The sequence below is a fragment of the Dyella sp. KRB-257 genome (assembly GCF_049445995.1).
Classification (GTDB): Bacteria; Pseudomonadota; Gammaproteobacteria; order Xanthomonadales; family Rhodanobacteraceae; genus Dyella_A.
Genome location: NZ_JBMSDZ010000007.1, coordinates 172,148 through 186,060 on the forward strand (window position 1 = coordinate 172,148; position 13,913 = coordinate 186,060).

Annotated in this window: 11 protein-coding genes; 6 read left to right on the plus strand and 5 right to left on the minus strand. The window is 68.0% G+C overall.

What is annotated here, in order from left to right:
* Both ACO2Q2_RS07995 and ACO2Q2_RS08000 read left to right on the plus strand, forming a co-directional pair.
* Complete coding sequence (locus ACO2Q2_RS07995) at window positions 1-486, plus strand: MarR family winged helix-turn-helix transcriptional regulator (RefSeq protein ID WP_423255234.1); 486 nt, start codon at window positions 1-3, stop codon at window positions 484-486.
* A gap of 142 nt (window positions 487-628) precedes the next feature.
* A complete protein-coding gene (locus tag ACO2Q2_RS08000; RefSeq protein ID WP_423255235.1) occupies window positions 629-1,024 on the plus strand; it encodes a hypothetical protein in 396 nt (131 codons plus the stop codon).
* 31 nt (window positions 1,025-1,055) lie between these two features.
* Here the strand turns inward: ACO2Q2_RS08000 and ACO2Q2_RS08005 are convergent, their stop codons facing one another.
* From ACO2Q2_RS08005 to ACO2Q2_RS08015, 3 genes are all read right to left on the minus strand, one after another.
* Window positions 1,056-2,492, minus strand: a complete 1,437-nt coding sequence (locus ACO2Q2_RS08005) for a M20/M25/M40 family metallo-hydrolase (RefSeq protein WP_423255237.1) — start codon at window positions 2,490-2,492, stop codon at window positions 1,056-1,058.
* A gap of 86 nt (window positions 2,493-2,578) precedes the next feature.
* Window positions 2,579-3,001, minus strand: a complete 423-nt coding sequence (gene mscL, locus ACO2Q2_RS08010; RefSeq protein ID WP_423255238.1) for a large-conductance mechanosensitive channel protein MscL — start codon at window positions 2,999-3,001, stop codon at window positions 2,579-2,581.
* A gap of 239 nt (window positions 3,002-3,240) precedes the next feature.
* Window positions 3,241-3,927 carry a fumarylacetoacetate hydrolase family protein gene (locus tag ACO2Q2_RS08015; protein WP_423255239.1) on the minus strand — a complete coding sequence of 229 codons (687 nt, stop codon included), beginning with the start codon at window positions 3,925-3,927 and terminating at the stop codon, window positions 3,241-3,243.
* A 158-nt stretch (window positions 3,928-4,085) separates the two neighbouring features.
* Here ACO2Q2_RS08015 and ACO2Q2_RS08020 point away from each other — a divergent pair, with 158 nt between their 5' ends.
* The 4 genes from ACO2Q2_RS08020 (at window position 4,086) to ACO2Q2_RS08035 (ending at window position 8,763) form a co-directional block, all read left to right on the plus strand.
* Window positions 4,086-5,327 (plus strand): efflux RND transporter periplasmic adaptor subunit, encoded by a 1,242-nt coding sequence (locus tag ACO2Q2_RS08020; RefSeq protein WP_423255240.1) that lies wholly within the window; start codon window positions 4,086-4,088, stop codon window positions 5,325-5,327.
* Window positions 5,328-5,393: 66 nt separating this feature from the next.
* A complete protein-coding gene (locus ACO2Q2_RS08025) occupies window positions 5,394-6,080 on the plus strand; it encodes an ABC transporter ATP-binding protein (RefSeq protein ID WP_423255241.1) in 687 nt (228 codons plus the stop codon).
* A 185-nt stretch (window positions 6,081-6,265) separates the two neighbouring features.
* Window positions 6,266-7,429 carry an ABC transporter permease gene (locus tag ACO2Q2_RS08030; RefSeq protein ID WP_423255242.1) on the plus strand — a complete coding sequence of 388 codons (1,164 nt, stop codon included), beginning with the start codon at window positions 6,266-6,268 and terminating at the stop codon, window positions 7,427-7,429.
* Between the two features lie 11 nt (window positions 7,430-7,440).
* Complete coding sequence (locus ACO2Q2_RS08035; RefSeq protein WP_423255243.1) at window positions 7,441-8,763, plus strand: ABC transporter permease; 1,323 nt, start codon at window positions 7,441-7,443, stop codon at window positions 8,761-8,763.
* A gap of 181 nt (window positions 8,764-8,944) precedes the next feature.
* Here ACO2Q2_RS08035 and ACO2Q2_RS08040 read toward each other — a convergent pair whose 3' ends face one another.
* On the minus strand, window positions 8,945-10,357 hold the full coding sequence (locus tag ACO2Q2_RS08040; protein ID WP_423255244.1) for a short-chain fatty acid transporter: 1,413 nt from the start codon (window positions 10,355-10,357) through the stop codon (window positions 8,945-8,947).
* Window positions 10,358-10,561: 204 nt separating this feature from the next.
* Window positions 10,562-13,642, minus strand: coding sequence for a TonB-dependent receptor (locus ACO2Q2_RS08045; protein WP_423255245.1), 3,081 nt, complete (start codon window positions 13,640-13,642; stop codon window positions 10,562-10,564).
* Between the last annotated feature and the right edge of the window lie 271 nt (window positions 13,643-13,913).

Genomic DNA, 13,913 nt, shown 5'->3' on the forward strand with positions numbered 1-13,913 from the left:
ATGGCGAAAACCGAAGATCTCCCGTTCGGCTACCTGCTCAACGATGTCACGCTGCTGTTCCGCAAGCACTTCGACCGCCGCGCAGTGAAGTTCGGGCTGACCCGCGCGCAGTGGCGGGCCACCAAGATGCTCCACCATCGCGAAGGGCTGCGCCAGACCGAGCTGGCCGAGTATCTGGAGATGGAGCCGATCGCGGTCGGCCGCGTGATCGACCGGCTGCAGGCGGCCGGCTTCGTCGAGCGTCGTCCGGACCCGCGCGACCGGCGTGCCTGGCGCCTGTATCCCACCGAGCAGGCACGGGCGGTGATCGGCGATATGGAGCAGATCGGCCGCGGCCTGCGCAAGGACGCCACCCAGGGCATCGACTACGACGAGCTGGCGCGGGCGCTAGCCGTACTCACCCGCATCAAGAACAACCTGCAGGCGCTCGACCAGCCGGCAGAGGAGGCGACTGCCCGCACCGACAGCCAGGGCGACGGCGCGTAGACCTCGCCGGCTCGATCGGAAGCCGGGCGGCACCGGATCATCGGCAGCAGCATGGCGGCGCGTCGGTACTGCGGGTGCACCCGCGACACGTTCACGCCCGCGTGGGCTACGCTGCCGCTTTCCGGCAAGGGAGACGGCGGCGATGCGCAACCACCACGCGAAACGGATCGGCACCACGGCGCTGCTGGCGCTGGCACTCGGCGCCTGCACCAGCCGGGCGGCGACGCCCGGCATGCTCGATGACGCGGCGCTGCTGGCGTATGCGAAGCAGCCGTGGGACAAGGCCGCGTTGATGCACACCACGGTGGAACTGGGCCGCCATCACGGCCAGCGTGTGGTGGCCGAGTACCCGTGCGGCGACGTCTGTCCGCAGTACACCGCGCGCGTCATCCACTACGAGCTGGCCGATGGCGTGAGCTGCGACAGCGTGGGCGGTGTCGAGCAGGAGGTGCTGATGCCGGTGGCGATTACCGTACGTCCCAAGACCTTCTGCTTTCCGAAGGTGCTGGTGGACGCCAGGCTGCACTACACGCGCTGAGGCCCATGGCATGATGCAAGACCTCTGACGGCTATTCGCGGTGCTCGCCGGGGAAGGCGCCCGGCGCGGAGCCGAAGTCGCCGTTGGCCTGCGCCGCCATGTACGCATACGCCGCGTACACCGCCACGTTCTGCGCCAGGTCCTGCGGGTCGATCTTGTCCAGCGTGTCCTCCGACGTGTGGTGCCAATCGAAGTAGTAGGTGCCGTCCTGGGTCAGCGACAGCGCGGCCATGCCCTTGGCGTGCATCTGCGACAGATCCGAGCCGCCGCCGCCGGGCGCCTTCGCGTCGTAGGCCACGCCGATCGGTGCCAGCACCCGGGCGATCTGCCCGATCGCGCCGCGCGCCTCGGGCTTCACGCTGGCGCTCATGCGCCAGATGCGGTCGGCGCCGAAATCCGACTCGGTGCCGAGCTGGTGCCTGGCGACCTCGGCGCCGTGCCTGTCGGCATACGCGCGGCCGCCGAACAGGCCCATTTCCTCGTTGGCGAAGGCGATCACGCGGATGGTGCGGTCCGGGCGCTGCGGCAGCTCGTGGATCAGCCTGGCCGCGGCCATCGCGATGGCCACGCCGGCGCCGTCGTCGATCGCACCGGTGCCCGGGTCCCAGGAATCGAGGTGGCCGCCGATGTCGACAATCTGCTCCGGATACCTGCGCCCGGTGATCTCGCCGATCACGTTGGCGCCGGTGTACTGGCCGGTGATGCCGCAATCCAGATCCAGCTTCACCTGCACCGGCCGGCCATGGGCGAGCACGCGTTCGAGCTGGTCGGCGTCCGGTCCGGCCAGCGCCGCGGCGGGAATCGCCTTGGCTGGATCGGTGAAGCCGGTGACGCCGGTGTGCGGCGCGCGGCTGTGCGGGTCGGTGCCGGCCGAGCGCAGCAAAAAGCCGGCGGCACCCTTGGACTGCGCGATCACCGGACCCTGCGTGCGCACCGACGAACCGATCGCGTAGTCGCGGCCGTCCTTCTGCCGGGTCATGCGCGCGCCGACGTAGACGATGCGACCCTTGATGCTGGCCGGATCGGCGGCCTTGAGCGCGTCGAGCGTGGGGAAGGCCACCACCTGCGCGGTGAGTCCGCCCTTCGGCGTGGCCGGCGAATAGCCCAGCGCAGTGAGCACCAGTTTCTGCGGGAACGGCGCGACGATGGCGCCGCTCTCGCTGCGGCGTTCCCACAGCGGAAAGCTCACCGGCTCGGTGTACACCTTGTCGAAGCCCAGCGCCTTCATCTTCGCCATCACCCAGTCGCGGGCGCGCTGGTCGTTGGGGCCGCCGGCCAGGCGCGGGCCAATTTCGGTGGTGAGGCCTTCGACGATGCGGTAGGCGGTGTCGTCGTGCATCGCCCTGTCGCGCAGCTGCCCGGCGATCTTCACCGCCTGCGCGGGGATCACGGTGGGCGCATCGGTCGCGGCGGCGGAGCAGGCCAGCAGGAGGCTGGCGGCGAGCAGGGACAGATCAGGGCGGCGCATCGGGAACTCCGTGGGCAAACTCTGATTATGGCGGGGCGTCCACCGGCCGCTTGGGCCACAAGTCATGCCTGCGGCCGGAGCCGGCCTCAAGCCGGCGGACGGTTCTTCAGCAGGTCGCGAATCTCGGTCAGCAGCGCCACGTCGGCCGGTGGCGCCACCGGCGGCGCGGCCTCTTCCAGCTTGCGGCTGAGACGGTTGATCGCCTTGACCACCAGGAAGATCGCGAACGCGATGATCAGGAACTGGATCAGCGTGTTGATGAACACGCCGTAGTTCACCGCCACCTCGGCCACCTTGTGCGCCGGATCGGTGTGGTCGGCGGCCTTGAGCACCCACTTCTTGTCGGCGAAATCCACGCCGCCGGCGAGCAGGCCGATCGGCGGCATGATCACGTCGTTGACCAGCGAGGTGACGATCTTGCCGAACGCGCCGCCGATCACCACGCCCACGGCGAGGTCGATCACGTTGCCGCGCATGGCGAATGCCTTGAACTCCTTGAGCATGCTCATGGCTACCCCTCCCAGGGTGAGTGGGTGACCGGGCGACTCTAGCAGCCTGTCAGGCTTGGATTGGCCGGGCTGCGAATCCGGCGGTGCGGTCCATGTTCCTGCCGCTTCCTGGCCCATGGAACCGCCATGGGCCGACGAATCGTCGGCCATCTGCCCTCGCACCGCCGAATGCTCGCCTCGACCAGCAAAGCCCGACAGGCTGCCAGCGCAGTGGTCCCGGGGCAGCAGGCGAGCCGAGCTCAGACGACGCGGCCGTCCAGTGTCGCCACGCCCACCAGTTCGGCATGGAAGCGGTCGCCGCGCCGCAGCGCCGCGACGCCGGCCGGGGTGCCGGTGAACAGCAGGTCGCCGGCCTTCAGCTCGAACAGCCGCGACAGCGCGGCGAGGATCTCCGGCACGCCGTGCACCATCTCGCCCAGCGTGGTGTGCTGGCGCAGCTCGCCGTTCACCGTGAGGCGCAGCACCGTACCCGCGTCCACCGTGGCGTTCGCGGCCGGCACCAGGGCTGACACCGGCGCGGAATGGTCGAACGCCTTGGCCACGTCCCACGGATGGCTGCTGGCCTTGGCCTCGGCCTGCAGGTCGCGGCGGGTGAGGTCCAGCCCCACGCCGTAGCCCCACACCAGCGCCGCGGCGGCGTCCGGCGACAGGTCGCGACCGCCGGCGCCCAGTGCCACCACCATTTCCACTTCGTGGTGCAGGTCGGCGGTGGCCTGCGGATAGGGCACGTCGGCGCCGTCGGTGACCAGGGCATCGGCGGGCTTGCAGAAGAACAGCGGCGCGTCCTTCTCCACCACCGCGCCCATCTCGCGGGCATGCTCGGCGTAGTTGCGGCCGATGCAGAAGATGCGGCGCACCGGGAAGCGCTGGTCGCTGCCGGCGATTGGCAGGCTCGAAACGGGTGGCGGCGTGATGGCGTAGGTCATGCCCGAAAGCGTAGCAGGGCCGCACGCCGCGGCGATGGCGCCAGCGACGAGTGACAGCTGTCACGGGCGATGCCTGATGGCCGCCGCTGCCTTCCGACGGGTGCACACTTCATCCTTTTCGTCAGGATGCGCCGGGGCGGGCCGGCCGGGGAGTGCATGTGGACAACGCGGAACTGTTGAAGCAGCTGCGCATCGATCGCAACCAGCGTGAAGAGAGCGGTGGCAGCGGCCATCGTGGTCGCTGGATCGCGCTCGGCGTGGTGCTCGTGCTGGTGCTGGTGCTGGGTGCCGGCGGCTGGTGGTGGATGGCGCATCGTCCGGTGCTCGTGCAGACGGCCGTCGCCGCCAGCCCGGGCAAACAGGGCGAGGCCGGCGCGGTGCTGGAAGCCACCGGTTACGTCACCGCGCGGCGTCAGGCCACCGTCTCGGCGCAGATCACCGGCACCCTGACCGAGGTGCTGATCGAGGAGGGCGACCACGTGAGCAAAGGCCAGATCCTGGCGCGGCTGGAGGACAGCGGCTACCGCGCCAGCCTCGACGCGGCGCTCGCCGGAGCCCAGGCCGCGCAGGCGCAGGTGGCACAGCTGCAGGCACAGCTGGTGCAGGCGCGCGCCGACGCGGCGCGGCTCGATGCGCTGGTGGGTCGCGGGCTGGTGTCGAAGCAGGCCGCCGAGCAGGCGCGCACGGCCGTGGCCAGCTATCGGGCGCAGCTCGACGCGCAGCGCCGGCAGGTGGCCGCCGCACGGGCGCAGGCGCGGGTGGCACAGGTCAACTACGACTACACCGTGGTGCGTGCGCCGTTCGCCGGCGTGGTCACCGACAAGGCCGCGCAGGTCGGCGAGATCGTCTCGCCGCTCTCGGCCGGCGGTGGCTTCACCCGCACCGGCGTGGGCACCATCGTGGACATGGATTCGCTGGAGATCGACGTCGACGTCAACGAGGCCTACATCGGCCGCGTGCGGCCGGACATGCCGGCCGAGGCCGTGCTTGACGCCTATCCCGACTGGCGCATCCCCGCCCACGTCATCGCCATCGTGCCGGCCGCCGACCGCGGCAAGGCGACGATCAAGGTGCGCGTGGCGCTGGAAGCGAAGGACGCGCGCATCGTGCCGGACATGGGCGTGCGCGTGGCCTTCCTGGAGCACAAGGAGCCGGCGGCCGCCGCATCGCCCAAGGGCGTGCTGGTGCCGGCCAAGGCACTCACGCAGCGCGACGGCAAGAGCGTGGTGTTCGTGGTGCAGGGCGATGTGGCGCGGCAACGTGCGGTGGCGCCCGCAGCGCAGACCTACGGCGACCTGCGCCTGCTGCCCGAGGCGGTGAACCCCGGCGACAGCGTGGTGGTGTCGCCGCCGGCCGACCTGCACGACGGTTCGGCCGTCCAGACGCCCACCTCGCCCTGAAATTTCCTGCAGTGGCCCGCATGGCGGGCCCTGCAGCGATCCCTCACCCACGCAGGAGAATGCACCATGGAAACGCTGATCGAGATCCACGACCTGGCCAAGGTCTACGAGCGCGGCAAGCAGCAGGTGGAAGTGCTGCATCACGTCGACCTGGCCATCGCGCGGGGCGACTTCCTGGCGCTGATGGGGCCGTCCGGCTCCGGCAAGACCACGCTGCTCAACCTGATCGGCGGCCTGGACACGCCCAGCGCAGGCAGCATCACCGTCGGCGGCCAGCGCATCGACCGGCTCGGCGCGGGCGCGCTGGCGAAATGGCGCGCGGCCAACGTCGGCTTCGTCTTCCAGTTCTACAACCTGATGCCGATGCTCAGCGCGCAGCGCAACGTCGAGCTGCCGCTGCTGCTGACCAGACTGTCGGCCGCGCAGCGCAGGAAGAACGCGGCCATCGCGCTGCAGCTGGTGGGCCTGGCCGACCGCGCCTCGCACAAGCCCGGCGAGCTCTCCGGCGGGCAGCAGCAGCGCGTGGCGATCGCCCGCGCCATCGTCTCCGATCCCACCCTGCTGGTGTGCGACGAGCCCACCGGCGATCTCGATCGCCAGTCCGCCGAGGAGGTGCTGGGTCTGCTGCGCACGCTCAACCGCGAGCACGGCAAGACCATCGTGATGGTCACCCACGATCCCAAGGCCGCCGAGTACGCCGACCATGTGCTGCACCTGGACAAGGGCTCGCTGGTCGGCGAGGCGGTGGCGTGATGCGCGCCTGCTTTGCTCCCTCTCCCCGGCGGGGAGAGGGTTGGGGTGAGGGGCCGGTCTGGCCTCGTGGCCGAGGCAGTACCCGCTTCGAGCTGGACGCCCCACAAGGTCCAGCCCCTCATCCGACCCTTCGGGCCACCTTCTCCCCGGCGGGGAGAAGGGACCTCGCGCATGGAGCCTGAGCCATGAAATACCTTCATCTCATCTGGGCGGCGCTGTTCCGCCGCAAGACACGCACCGTGCTCACCCTGGTGTCGATCGTCACCGCGTTCCTGCTGTTCGGCATGCTCGACGCGGTGCGCACCGCCTTCGACAGCGGCAGCAAGAGCGTGGTGGGCGTGGATCGGCTGATCACCGCCTCGCGCTACTCGATCATCCAGTCGCTGCCGCAGGCGCTGCAGTCGCGCATCGCCGGCGTGCCGGGCGTGCGCGATGTAGCCTACGCGAACTGGTTCGGCGGCATCTACCAGAATCCGAAGAACTTCGTCTTCAGCTATGCGGTGAGCCCGAACTACCTGGACGTCTATCCGGAGATCCAGCTGACGCCCGAGCAGCGCAAGGCGTTCGACAGCACCCGCACCGGCGTGGTGATCGGCCCGGTGCTGGCGAAGAAATACGGCTGGAAGGTGGGCGACAGGATCCCGCTGCAGTCGACCATCTTTCCGCAGAAGAACGGCGACAAGACCTGGCAGTTCGACATCGTCGGCATCTACAGCGTCGGCGAAGGCGCGGCCAACGGCATGGACCAGCTGTTCCTGCTGCACTGGAAGTACTTCGACGAGGCCAACCTGTATTCGAGTCACGAGATGGGCTGGTACGTCGACCGGCTGGCCGACCCGGACGCCGCCGACAGCGTGGCCAAGGCCATCGACGCGATCTCGGCCAACTCCGACCACGAGACCAAGACGCAGACCGAGCAGGCCTTCAGCGCCTCGTTCGCCAAACAGCTGGGCGACATCGGCCTGATCGTCACGGCGATCATGGGCGCGGTGTTCTTCACCCTGATCCTGCTCACCGGCAACACCATGGCGCAGGCGGTGCGCGAACGCACGTCCGAATTGGCGGTGTTCAAGACGATCGGCTTCCCCGGCCCCGCCGTGCTCGGCATGGTGCTGGCCGAGTCGGTGCTGCTGCTGGTGCTGGGCGGGGTGATCGGACTGGGCATCGCCGCCGTGCTGGCGCCCGCCGTGAGCAAGGGCAGCGGCGGCATGGTGAGCCTGCCGCCGGTCGGCGCCAGCAGCTGGGCGATCGGCGTGGGGCTGATGGTGCTGATCGGCCTGGTGGTCGGCGCGCTGCCGGCGCTGCGCGCGATGCGCCTGAACATTGTCGACGCCCTCGCGGGCCGCTGAGGAGATCCATCATGAAGAAATTTCTCGGCTTTCTGGGCAACCTCGGCCTGCTGGTGCTGTTGGCGGTGGTGCTGGTGATCTGGACCCGGCTGCCGCTGGCCGCGGTCGGCGGGCTGGCGCTGCTGCTGGTGCTCTGGCTGGTGCTGTCCCGACGCGGCCGGCAGACGCTCTCGGTGACCCGTGTGGGCATCAGCACGCTGGGCCAGCGCATCGGCGCCTCGTCGGTGATCGTGATCGGCATCGCCGGCGTGGTCGGCGTGCTGGTGGCGATGCTGGCGATGGGCGACGGCTTCGCCGCCACGCTGCAGCAGACCGGCAGCGACGACACCGCCATCGTGCTGCGTGGCGGCTCGGCGGCCGAGCTCAACTCGGTGCTGGAACGCGACAGCCTCAACGTGATCGAGCAGGTGCCCGGCGTGGCGCGCGACGCCGACGGCAAGCCGATCGCCTCGGCCGAAATCTCGGTGGTGGCGAACCTGGCCAAGAAGAACGATCCCGGCGTGGAAGCCAACGTGCAGATCCGCGGCGTCGGCGATGCGGCGTGGGCGCTGCGCCCGAACGTGCACATCATCGAGGGGCGCCGCTTCAGGCCCGGCCTGCGCGAGCTGGTGGTGGGGCAGGGCGCGCAGCGCCAGTTCGTCGGGCTGGAGGTGGGGCGGCAGATCCGCCTCGCCGGCCAGCCGTGGACGGTGGTCGGTGCATTCGCTTCCAACGACTCGCACGATTCGGAACTGTGGGGCGACATGCAGACCGTCGCCTCGGCCTACCGGCGTGGCTCCAGCGCGCAGTCGGTCACCGTGCGCCTCACCTCGCCCAAGGCCTTCGACACGTTCAAGGCGGCCCTGCTCAGCGATCCGCGCATCAAGGTGGATGTCACTACCACCGGCGAGTACTTCGCCAGGCAGTCCGAGGGACTGACCAAGCTGATCCGCATCGTCGGCCTCACCGTGGGCATCATCATGGCCATCGGCGCCGTGTTCGGCGCGCTCAACACCATGTTCGCCGCGGTCGCTTCGCGGGCCCGGGAGATCGCCACGCTGCGCGCGATCGGCTTCCGCGGCGTGCCAGTGGTGGTGTCGGTGTTGCTGGAGACGATGCTGCTGGCCCTGCTCGGCGGCCTGCTCGGCGGCTTCGTCACCTGGCTGATCTTCAACGGCTACACCGCCTCCACCCTGGGCTCGAACTTCAGCCAGGTGGTGTTCCAGTTCAAGGTGTCGCCGCAGCTGCTGTGGACCGGCATCAAGTGGGCGATGGCGATCGGCTTCATCGGCGGGCTGTTTCCCGCCGTGCGCGCCGCGCGCCTGCCGGTGAGCACCGCCCTGCGTGAACTCTGATCGATGCAGGAGCGCACCCTGTGCGCGAATGGCCTCAGGCTCCGTTGCTGCATCTATCGCCCACAGGGTGAGCTCCTACCATCATCGGCGTTGTAGGAGCGCACCCTGTGCGCGAATGCTTTTGGCTCTGATGTCGATCAGGAGCAAGAGCATTCGCGCACAGGGTGCGCTCCTACGCGGGTTACGGCATGACCGGCGGCACGTAGGTCAGCGTCATCCCCAGCAGCCACAGCAGGCCCAGCACCAGCGGCACGTGCACCAGCAGCTGCATGAAGGTGTAGCCGACCACGTCGCGCGCCTTGAGCCCGAGCACGCCCAGCAGCGGCAGCATCCAGAACGGGTTGATCAGGTTGGGCAGCGCCTCGGCGGCGTTGTACACCTGCACCGCCCAGCCCAGGTGCACGTGCAGGTCGTTCGCCGCCTGCATCACGTAGGGCGCCTCCACCAGCCACTTGCCGCCACCCGAAGGCACGAAGAAGCCGAGCACCGCCGAGTACGCGCCCATCACCGCCGGGAAGCTGTCGGTGGAGGCCACGCGTACGAACAGGCCGGACAGATGGTGCGCCAGCGTCTGGCCGTCCGCGCCGGTGGCCCGGGTCAGCAACGCGGCGATGCCGCCGTACAGCGGGAACTGGATCAGCACGCCGGCCGTGCCCGGCACCGCGCGCGCCACCGCGTCGAGAAAGCTGCGTGGGCGCCAGTGCAGCAGCAGGCCCAGCGTGAGGAACAGGAAGTTGTAGGTGTTGAGGTCGGCCACCACGGTGATCGCCGGCCGGGTGGCGAACTGCCAGCCGAGCCAGCCCAGGCCGAGGGCGCCGATCAGCACGGCCAGCAGCGGGCTGTATTCCAGCCATTCGCCGGGGCGCGTGCGTGGCGGCAGCGCGGGCGGCGGTGCCTCGCTCACGCCGAAGTCCTGCGCCACGCGGGCGTTGGCGTCCGATGGCGCGGTGAACCAGCAGATCAGCAGCGACACGGCGATCAGCGCGGCGGTGAACACGATCGACTGCCACAGGAAAATCGTCTGCGTGAAGGGCAGCACGCCGGTGATGTCGAGCAGCCCCGGCGGCATGCTCTTCGGATTGGCCTGCAGCTGCGCGGCCGAGGACGACAGTCCCATCGCCCACACCGCGCCCAATCCGAGGTACGCCGCCGCGCCGGCCGCCCGATAGTCCATCCGCAAATCATTGCGCCGCGCCAGCGCGCGCACCAGCAGGCCGCCGAACACCAGCGAGAAACCCCAGCTGAGCAGCGAGGCCAGCATGCTGATCAGGCCCACGTAGACCACGGCGCCGCGTCCCGATCGTGGCACCCGCGCCAGCGCGTCGATCAGGCGCGCCACCGCCGGAGCGGTCGCCAGCACGTAGCCGCCGATCACCACGAACGCCATCTGCATGGTGAACGGGATCAGGCTCCAGAAGCCGTCGCCGAACGCCTGCACCGTCGCCACCGGCGTGCTGCCCATGCCCAGCACCGCCAGCGCCACGATCACCACGCCCAGCGCCGCGAACACCCACGCATCGGGAAACCATTTCTCCGACCACGCGGCACTGCGCAGGGCCGCGCGCGCCAGCAGACCTTCACCAAGTTTGTTCATGACGATGCTCGTGTGGCGGGAGTGACCTCAATCGTCCTCCGGCATGCCGCTCCCAGGCAACACGACCTACGTCCACCGTCACGTCGACGGTGGACAAAAAAAGAGCCGCCGTGGTTGCGGCGGCCGATCTGGGGAGAGTCTCGCTCTCGTGCACCTCCTTGTGCACGGATCGATGTCGTTATGCGAACAAGCAACGCCGCTGGATCAGAAGTCGTAGCTGACCTGGAAGCGCACGTAGCGGGCCGGTTCGATGGACAGCGGCACGTTCCACGTCGAGCTGAGTGCACCCGCACCGGACTCGGAGAAGGCGTTGTACTGGGTGGTTCGCTGCTGGTTGAGCAGGTTGAACACGTCGACGTCGAAGGCGAGCTTCTTGTCGGCCCACTCCGGGCGATATTCCGCGTTCACGCTGAGGATTTCCTGCCACGGTGTGCGGCCGGTCGAACCCGGAGGTGCCGGCGTGCCGGACGGTCCGCAGAAGTGGTAGGAACCGCGGTAGCCGAACGGATCGGCCTGCGCCGTGCCGAAGTAGCCGTAGCAGGCCTTGGGTGTGCCGCTGAGCACCTGCAGGTTGCCGCCGACCAGCCACTCTGGGGTGATCTGGTAGTAGGCGATCAACTTCAGCTGATGGCGGCGGTCGTTGGCCTGGCTGCCGCCGGAGTAGGTCATCACGCCCGCGTTGTCCCAGGCCTCGGTCTGCGACACGTCCTGCTGGCCGATGTTGGAGAGCACCGAGCCCTCATAGTTGCCGAAGCTGCGCGACCACACGTAGTCGATCTTGCCGTACCACTTGCCGTCGAACGGATGCTCCAGGTAGGCCTCCAGCGCACCGTACTTGCGGTTGAGCTTGGGCATGCCCCAGGCCGACCACGGGATGTTCAGCACGCTGTAGCCGCCGGCGCCGTTGGGCACGTTGATCAGCGAGTCACGACCGGGGTTGAGGATGTAGCAGCCGGTGGAGCCCAGCGCGGCGACCGGGTCGAGGCCCTGTGCCGTCGCGTAGGCCTGGATCACGTTGTCGTCGCAGACGTCGTCCAGCGCGTTGCGCAACACACGGTAATTGGCACGGGCACCGTATACCCAATGCTGGCCGAAGGCGTCGAGCGTCTTGTCGAAGCCGGCGATGTACTCGTCCTGGTATTCGGCCTTGGCGTTCTTGCTGGTGACCGTCTTCGGGTCCGGCGGGATGCCGAACTCGTTGTTGGCCGACACGCCCGGATACCGCGACTGGGTGATCTGTGCCAGGCCGGTGGGTGCGCCGGTGGTCGGGTCGATGCCGGTGTAGGTGAAGTACTGGTCAGTGTAGGTGCTGCCGGCGGCGCCGCGGATCGCCACGTTGGCCGGCTCGGCCAGGTAGTAGCGGCCGACGTTGCCGTAGACCTTGAAACTGGAGTCGCCGTACACGTCCCAGGTGGCGCCCAGGCGCGGGGCCCACTGCGGCTTGGTCAGACGCAGGTAGGGCACGCCGACCGGGTTGTAGTTGGTGAACTGGTCGTTGCGCAGGCCCAGGCTGAGCAGCAGGCGATCGTTCACCTGCCACTGGTCCTCGATGTACTGCGCGGTCTGCTTGACGCGCGCGCTGGCGGAATTGGAGTAGATCTCCTGAGAGACGTAGTAGCCCTGGCCGCCCGGCGCGCCGACGCTCTCGCCCGGCAGCGTGGAGATCGGCAGGCTCGGATTACCCTTGCCGTACACCCAGTAGTAGCCGGGGCCGCTCGGGGTCGCGCCGATGTCGATCGAGCGCGTGGTGAGGTTGTCGATACCGGCGGTGATCGAGTGGCTGCCGATCTTGTAGTTGACGTCCAGTCGCAGGTTGGTGGTCTTGTCGTGCGAGCGCGGATCGTTGATCAGCCGATTGATCTGTGAGCCGACGATCGGACCATTCGTCGCGTAGGCCGGATTCTGGTACTGCGAATTGATGATGAATGCGTCGGGGCCGCCGGCGGCCTGGCTGTAGTCGGTCTGCTTCATCGTGCCGTACAGGGCTTCCACCGTCAGATTGTCGGTGAGGTAGCCGGTGTATTTGGCAATCCAGACATCGGCGCCGTCCTTGGTGTGCGTGGCCGGGCCGAGGAAGCCGCCGCGGGTGCCCGAGTCCTGGCCCGGTGCATAGTTGTACTGGTACACGTTGCCCCAGTACTCGCGCTTGTTCGAGGCGCCGGTCAGCTCGAGGATGTTGTTGTCGGTGATGTTCCAGTCGACCTTGGCATACCACTTCGGCGAGCTGGTGTGATACGTGGTGTCGGTCTGCGTATTGACATTGGCGATGTTCTCGCCGCCGACCTGGTGGTCGGCCTCCACCGAGGCGAAGAAGAACAGTTTGTCCTTGATCAGTGGACCACTGACGTAGGCGTCCTCGATGTGTTCCCACGCGGTGTTGTTGTTGCGGAACTGGTAGATCTGGCCCTGCTTGCCGCTCGGACCGGTGAGGTACTGCGGGCCAGTCGGATAGTAGGCGTTGGCGGGCGAGGCCTGCAGGCCGCTGGGGATCCACGTCACCGAGGCGCCGAAGTGCCATTCGTTGCTGCCGCGCTTGCCCACCATCGACAGCACGCCGCCGTCGGAGCGGCCATAGGCGGCGCCGTAGCCACCGGTGAGCACCTGCTCCTGGTCGATCGAGCCGTAGGGCAGCGTGATGCCGCCGAAGTTGTGCAGCGGATCGGTCGTGTTGAAGCCGTTGATGTAGTAAGCGTTCTCGGCCACTGACGAGCCGCCGAAGGAGATCAGCGTCTGGCCGGTGGGGCTGGTGTAGTAGCCGCTGCCGGTATTTACGCCCGGTGCCAGCGTGGCGATCGCCTCGGCGGTGCGCGGGATCGGCAGCTTCTTGAGCTGTTCGGCGGTGATCACCGTGCGCGAGTCGACCTGGCTGACGTCGATTGGCGGCAGGGCATTCGCCGTCACCGTCAGGCCGCCGAGATTGGTCGTACCTGCCGGCGCGCTGTTGAAGGACACCTGCGTACCTGCACCCACGGTGAGGGTGACGTCGTTTTTCGTGTCCACGGCCGTGCCATCACGCATCAGGGTAACGGTGTAGGTGCTGAGCGGAAGCGCTCCGGCCGAATAGCGTCCACTCGCATCGACCGGCACCTCGCGGGTCACGCCGTTGGCGCTCTTGATGACAACCGATTCACCGCTGGCCACAGGAGCGGTGCCGAAAATGGTGCCGGTGGTCGACTGGCCGTAGGCCACCCCGCTCAGTCCGAGCGCCAATCCCAGCGCGACAAACAAAATCTTGCGATTGGGTGCGCAATTAATTGCGCATTGAGGCGAGAGATTATTATTCATGGGTTCCCCAAGTGGCGTAAGTGATTGACGCATCGCTATTTATCGGGCGTCTTTATGGGTGCTGGCTAGACAGGAAGTTACATTTGTTACACAAGCCGATGTCAATCGTGGCCTTCTTGTTAGATCGCCGTAAATAACCACTTGGCCATTCGATGGAGATACCAGATGAATCCACTCAAGGTGGCTGAAAGGTAGCCACGATAAAATTGCCTCACGACCGGTAACCCAACCCGGGCTTCTCCGTTGTCGTTCGATCTTCCTGAATGGTTTC